At 58.1% G+C, this 602-nt stretch carries 2 protein-coding genes; both read right to left on the minus strand.

What is annotated here, in order from left to right:
* Positions 1–34: 34 nt before the first annotated feature.
* Positions 35–223 (minus strand): hypothetical protein, encoded by a 189-nt coding sequence (locus tag AACY52_RS29380; RefSeq protein ID WP_299104671.1) that lies wholly within the window; start codon positions 221–223, stop codon positions 35–37.
* 183 nt (positions 224–406) lie between these two features.
* On the minus strand, positions 407–602 hold a 196-nt coding region (locus tag AACY52_RS29385), incomplete at its 5' end, for an SOS response-associated peptidase family protein (protein ID WP_339561231.1).

Here is a 602-nt window from a genome sequence, read left to right on the forward strand (position 1 = left end):
GTTTTAACAGAAGCTCCCGACCAGGACCTATGCGCTATTTGCCGTTGTTGGCCGCGTCGCACGCAACTTGGCAGGCTTCACGACTGCCATAGGGACCAACGTGAGGGGTGTTGTTATCGTCTACGCCCCACCAACCCGTTTCGACGTGCCGTCCGCTGTCACGCATTAGCGAGCGTGTTCCACCACCAATATGGATCGGATCGAGTGTGCCTTTGATGGACATGAGCTGCTCCTTCTATGCTCAGGATTGAGCGCATAGAACCGCGCGAGACCTCCTGATTGGGCGTCGTTCCTGGCGACCAAATTGCTTGGTTCGGGCGGTTCGACAGTCCATTTACAAGACCCGTTTGTGCGGATGCAGCGTGGTGGATCGACGGCTCTCGGTGTCGTTGACACGTTGAGCGACTCAATCGCGTGAGACCGTCATGAGCTGGGAAGGGTAAGGGGCAACCAAGGCGCCAAGCTCCTCCCACGACGCCGACAACCATCGATCGTAATCGTCGTCATGCAGGATAACCGGCATCGCCTTCGGATGTATCGGCGCCACAATCGCGTTCGGCTCCGTTGTTAGAAAGCCGTACGCGTTTCCGCGCTCCGTCGGC

The organism is Pseudomonas sp. EA_65y_Pfl1_P113, from assembly GCF_963970525.1.
GTDB lineage: Bacteria > Pseudomonadota > Gammaproteobacteria > Pseudomonadales > Pseudomonadaceae > Aquipseudomonas > Aquipseudomonas tritici.